Origin of the sequence: Frigoribacterium sp. CFBP 13605 (assembly GCF_014839405.1) — a bacterium.
Lineage (GTDB): Bacteria > Actinomycetota > Actinomycetes > Actinomycetales > Microbacteriaceae > Frigoribacterium.
On the sequence record NZ_JACYNS010000158.1, the window covers coordinates 1 to 4,326 of the forward strand.

6 protein-coding genes are annotated in these 4,326 nt (G+C 73.8%); 3 read left to right on the top strand and 3 right to left on the bottom strand.

Annotated features, from left to right (window positions below; genetic code table 11):
• Nucleotides 1–207 precede the first annotated feature (207 nt).
• Complete coding sequence (locus IFT36_RS15395; RefSeq protein WP_123571359.1) at nt 208–420, bottom strand: hypothetical protein; 213 nt, start codon at nt 418–420, stop codon at nt 208–210.
• An 87-nt stretch (nt 421–507) separates the two neighbouring features.
• Here IFT36_RS15395 and IFT36_RS15400 point away from each other — a divergent pair, with 87 nt between their 5' ends.
• Entirely contained in the window at nt 508–1,956 is a 1,449-nt protein-coding gene (locus IFT36_RS15400; protein WP_200413587.1) for a glucose-6-phosphate dehydrogenase, read from the top strand.
• Between the two features lie 167 nt (nt 1,957–2,123).
• Here the strand turns inward: IFT36_RS15400 and IFT36_RS15405 are convergent, their stop codons facing one another.
• Complete coding sequence (locus tag IFT36_RS15405; RefSeq protein ID WP_056043838.1) at nt 2,124–2,954, bottom strand: transglutaminase-like domain-containing protein; 831 nt, start codon at nt 2,952–2,954, stop codon at nt 2,124–2,126.
• A 113-nt stretch (nt 2,955–3,067) separates the two neighbouring features.
• Here IFT36_RS15405 and IFT36_RS15410 point away from each other — a divergent pair, with 113 nt between their 5' ends.
• Both IFT36_RS15410 and IFT36_RS15415 read left to right on the top strand, forming a co-directional pair.
• A complete protein-coding gene (locus IFT36_RS15410) occupies nt 3,068–3,364 on the top strand; it encodes a hypothetical protein (RefSeq protein WP_043596776.1) in 297 nt (98 codons plus the stop codon).
• A gap of 62 nt (nt 3,365–3,426) precedes the next feature.
• The gene (locus IFT36_RS15415) at nt 3,427–3,726 is read left to right on the top strand and encodes a hypothetical protein (protein ID WP_123571362.1); all 300 of its coding nucleotides are present in this window, start codon (nt 3,427–3,429) and stop codon (nt 3,724–3,726) included.
• A 211-nt stretch (nt 3,727–3,937) separates the two neighbouring features.
• On the opposite strand, the gene IFT36_RS15420 is transcribed toward IFT36_RS15415, so the two are convergent.
• The coding region (locus IFT36_RS15420) for an aggregation-promoting factor C-terminal-like domain-containing protein (RefSeq protein ID WP_463671336.1) at nt 3,938–4,326 on the bottom strand (389 nt) is incomplete at its 5' end.

The window sequence follows — 4,326 nt, forward strand, 5'->3', positions numbered from 1 at the left end:
CGGGGCCCGAGCGGCCGCGGCCCGGCCCGCGCCGGGCGCGCTGGCGGCGCCGGCTGCGTCAGGAGGCGCGGGCCGAGCAGCGAGGCCGGACGGATGTCGCACCGCCGACTGAGCATCGCACCGCCCACTTCGGCGGTGCGATGTCCATCACGCGGTGCGACGCCCATCGGGTGGTGCGGACCGCGGGTGGTGCCGACCGCGGGTGGGTCAGCTGTAGTCGTGACCCGAGACGCCGAGGGAGCGGTAGACGTACTCGCCGCCCTCGCTGGCGTCGTCGTCGAGCTCCCACATCAGGTCCTCGCCGTCGGAGGCCCCGGGACGCGTGACGCTCTTCTGCGGCAGCCCGTCGATGAGGGTGAGTTCTTCGGTGGTGGTCCCGTCGTGGCCGACGAAGCGGGCGGTGTAGGTCTGGTCGCTCATGGCGTGGACGGTACGCCGGGTGCTCCGAGGCGGCCCGTCGCACCCCCTCCCGGGCGCGGCCGGGCGCGGCCCACTACCGTTCACGGCATGAGCGAGAAGAAGGCCCCCGAGCCGGCGACCCTGTTGATCCTGGGCGCGAGCGGGGACCTCGCCGCGCGCCTCCTGATGCCCGGCCTCGGCGGCCTGTTGTCGATCGAGCCTCCCCGGCGCGTGCAGCTGATCGGCGCCGGCGTCGAGGAGTACACCGATGCCGAGTGGAAGGCACGCGTGAAGACGTCGTTCGACAGCGTCCACGCGAGCGGCCCCGCCGTCGACGCGTTGCTCGAGTCGACCACGTACATCACGGCCGACGTGACCGGGGCCGACGGCCTCCGCGGCCTCCTCGAGGCCTGTGACGCGCCTCCGTCCATCTACTTCGCGCTGCCGCCGGCCATCACCGAGAAGGCCTGTGCGGCCCTCCGCGAGGTCGACCTGCCCGAGGGCACGGCGCTCGCCCTCGAGAAGCCGTTCGGCACCGACCTCGCCAGTGCGAAGAAGCTCAACCGCGAGGTGCTGAAGCTCGTGCACGAGGACCAGGTGCACCGTGTCGACCACTTCCTGGGCCGCTCGACCGTGCTCAACCTGCTCGGCCTGCGGTTCGCGAACCGCCTGATCGAGCCCGTGCTCAACAACCAGCACGTCGAGAGCATCGAGATCGTCTACGACGAAGAACTCGGCCTCGAGAACCGCGCGCGCTACTACGACCACGCCGGCGCCATGGTCGACATGATCCAGAGCCACCTGCTGCAGGTGATGGCCGTGCTGACGATGAACGCTCCCGCCACGCTCGGCGCAGCCGACCTGCGCGACGAGAAGGAGTTGGTGCTGCGCGCGACCCACGTCTGGGACGACGACGCCGTCGCGAACTCCCGCCGTGCCCGCTACGGCGAGGGCGAGGTGGACGGCCGCACCCTGCCCGCCTACGTCGACGAGGACGGCGTGGACGCGTCGCTCGAGACCGAGACGCTGGCCGAGGTCATCGTCGAGGTGGCGAACTGGCGGTGGGCCGGCGTGCCGATCCTGCTGCGCTCCGGCAAGGCCCTGGCCTCGCGTCGCCGCGAGATCGTCATCACGTTCCGCCCGCCCACCCACGTCCCGAAGGAGTTCGTCGGCGGAGGCACCCCCGACCGCCTGCGCATCGCGATCTCACCCGACGAGATGTCGCTCGAGCTGAACGTCAACGGCCCGGGCGACTCGTACGACCTGTCGCGCGCCTCCCTGCACGCCGACTTCGGCGCGGCCGACCTGACGGCCTATGGCGAGGTGCTCGAGGGCATCCTCGACGACGACCCGACGCTCTCGGTGCGCGGCGACTCGGCGGAGGAGGGGTGGCGCATCGTCGCCCCCGTCGTGAAGGCCTGGAAGTCCGGCGAGGTCGCGATCGACGAGTACCCGGCGGGGTCGGCCGGGCCGACGTCCTGGCCCGCGGGCGTGCACCAGAACGAGCCCGCCGTCCGCGCCCGCGAGGGCGCGAAGCTGGCGCACCGCGAGGACTGAGCCGGACCCGGCAGGCGCACGCCGCCTCGCGCACACCGCCACGAGGTAAACGATCCGCCACGCGATCGTGTGGCGGCGTGTTTGCTTCGTGGCGGGGTGGGTCGGGCCCAGGGCAGGGCGGCAGGCAGGGGCGGCGCGGGCGCAGGAGGCGCGGTGCCGGCGGGCGGTCAGCCGAGGCTGACGAAGGTGCTCACGTCGTCGCGCGGCAGCTCGTCGGCGACGGCTCCCACCTGCATCCCCGCGACCGTGACGCGGCCGCCGTGGCTCGAGAGGAACGCCGTGTCGGAGGCGTCCCGTCCGGTCGCGATGCGCAGGAGCGTCTGACGCGGGGCCAGCCCGGTCGCGTCGACCACGTGCCAGGCACCGTCGACGAAGGCCTCGGCCACGGCGTGGAAGTCCATCGGGGACAGGCCCGGGGCGTAGACGCTGACGAGCCGCGCGGGAACGTCGAGCCCCCGCAGCAGGGCGATCACGAGGTGCGCGTAGTCGCGGCAGACGCCCTGCCGGTCGAGCAGGGTCTGCACCGCGCCGTCGGTCGGCGCGCTGGCCCCGGGCACGTAGGCGAGGTGCGAGCCGACCCACGTCGCGACCGCGGCCAGCAGCTCGCGCCCCTCGAGCCCGCCGAACTCGGCGCGGGCGGTCGGGCTGAGCGTGTCCGACTCGCAGTAGCGGCTGGGGCGCCGGTAGCGCACGAGGTCGAGGTCGTCGACGGCGGGCTCGTCGAGTCGTCCGTCGACGACGACCCGGTAGTCGACGGTGACCCGGCCGGCCCCGACCTCGCACAGGTGGAGGAGGGTGCCGTGGTGGTCGTGCAGCTCGCGGACCTCGAGGGGTGCGCCGTGCTGGGTGACGGCCAGCGCCTCCTCGGTGATGCGGGCGGTGCCGGCCTGCGCCACCGCGTCGGGCGCGGCGTAGGCGCGGGAGGCGGCGATCGACAGGACGAACTCGGCGGGGCCGTCGACGTCGAACTCGAGCCGGGCGGACGCGGTGCGCTTCATGACCAGAGGGTGGCACGGTCGTGAGTCGAACGTGTTTCGGGGTCCGCCGTGAAGCGGCTGCGACCCTGCTGGGACCGTCGCTCGATGTCGGTGGTGGCGGGTTGGATGAGCGCATGCCCTCGTACCGCGTCACGCTCACCGTCGGCACCCTGCGACCCGGGGTGCGGCCCGACTCGGTGCTGCCCGCGGCCGCCGCGAGTGCGGCCGGGTTGACGACCGTCGAGGCCAGCGACGTCACGCTCGTGCGCGGTGAGCCGCGGTTGGTGGTGCGCTACGAATGCGCCGCCGACGAGCCCGCGCATCGCATCGGGGCCGTCGTCGAGGCGACCGTGGGCGAGCTGGCCGACGTGGTCCAGGGACGCGTGACGCGCCGCGACGGCGGGGCGTGGACGCTGGTGGGCGCGGTCTGACCCGGGTGACGTCGGGTCGGCATCCCTCGATGCACGGGACCCGCCGCGCGTAGGCTCCCGACATGGGGACGACGACGCGGACGCTGCTCACGACCACTGCTCGCACGGGGGTGGCCGCGGCGACGGTCCTGCTCGCCTCGGGGCTGTTGACGGCCTGCAGCGACGGCGACGACGACCCCGTGGTGACCGTCAGCCCGAGCGTCAGCCCGTCGGCGACGCCCGAGAGCCCGACACCGGCACCCGCGCCTCCCACCGACGGCATCGTGACGCCGTCGCCGGGCCCGACCAGCCCCAGCCCGCGTCCCACACCGGTCACCACCGACAAGCCCACCGACCGGCAGACGATCCCCCCGCAGAACTAGCGGTGGCGCCCGGTGGCGCGGCAGTGCAGGCCCTTGACGCGGCAGTGCAGGCCCGTGGCGCGGCAGTGCAGGCCCGTGGCGCGGCAGTGCGCCCCCGTGGCGCGGCATCGCACCACGAACTGAACGTCGCACCGCGGATCTCCGCGGTGCGACGTTCAGGAGGCGGTGCGACGTCCGGCAGGCGAGGCGAGCCGAGCCCGGGCCGACCCGCTCAGTACCAGTTGACGGACTGCGAGTGCGACCAGGCGCCGCACGGGGTGCCGTAGACCGACTTGATGTAGCCGAGCCCCCAGGTGATCTGGGTCTTGGCGCTCGTGGCCCAGTCGCTCCCGGCCGAGGCCATCTTGCTGCCGGGCAGCGCCTGCGGGATGCCGGTCGCGCCGCTGGGGTTGTAGGCCTTGTAGTTCCAGCCCGACTCCTTCGTCCAGAGCGAGACGAGGCACGAGAACTGGTCGCTGCCCCAGCCGTACTGGGACGACGCGAGGGACTGGGCCGTGGCCTTGGCCCCGTCGACCGAGTTGTCGGCGGCGGCGCGGGCGGCCTCGGCGGCGGCCGCGGCGTCGGCGGCGGCCTTCGCCTCGGCGGCGGCCTGGGCCTCTG

Bases quoted from the DNA above. Each gene is read 5' to 3' on its own strand.
- IFT36_RS15395 (WP_123571359.1), bottom strand. From the start codon at position 420: ATGAGCGACCAGACCTACACCGCCCGCTTCGTCGGCCACGACGGGACC.
- IFT36_RS15400 (WP_200413587.1), top strand. From the start codon at position 508: ATGAGCGAGAAGAAGGCCCCCGAGCCGGCGACCCTGTTGATCCTGGGC.
- IFT36_RS15410 (WP_043596776.1), top strand. From the start codon at position 3,068: ATGCCCTCGTACCGCGTCACGCTCACCGTCGGCACCCTGCGACCCGGG.
- IFT36_RS15415 (WP_123571362.1), top strand. From the start codon at position 3,427: ATGGGGACGACGACGCGGACGCTGCTCACGACCACTGCTCGCACGGGG.
- IFT36_RS15405 (WP_056043838.1), bottom strand. From the start codon at position 2,954: ATGAAGCGCACCGCGTCCGCCCGGCTCGAGTTCGACGTCGACGGCCCC.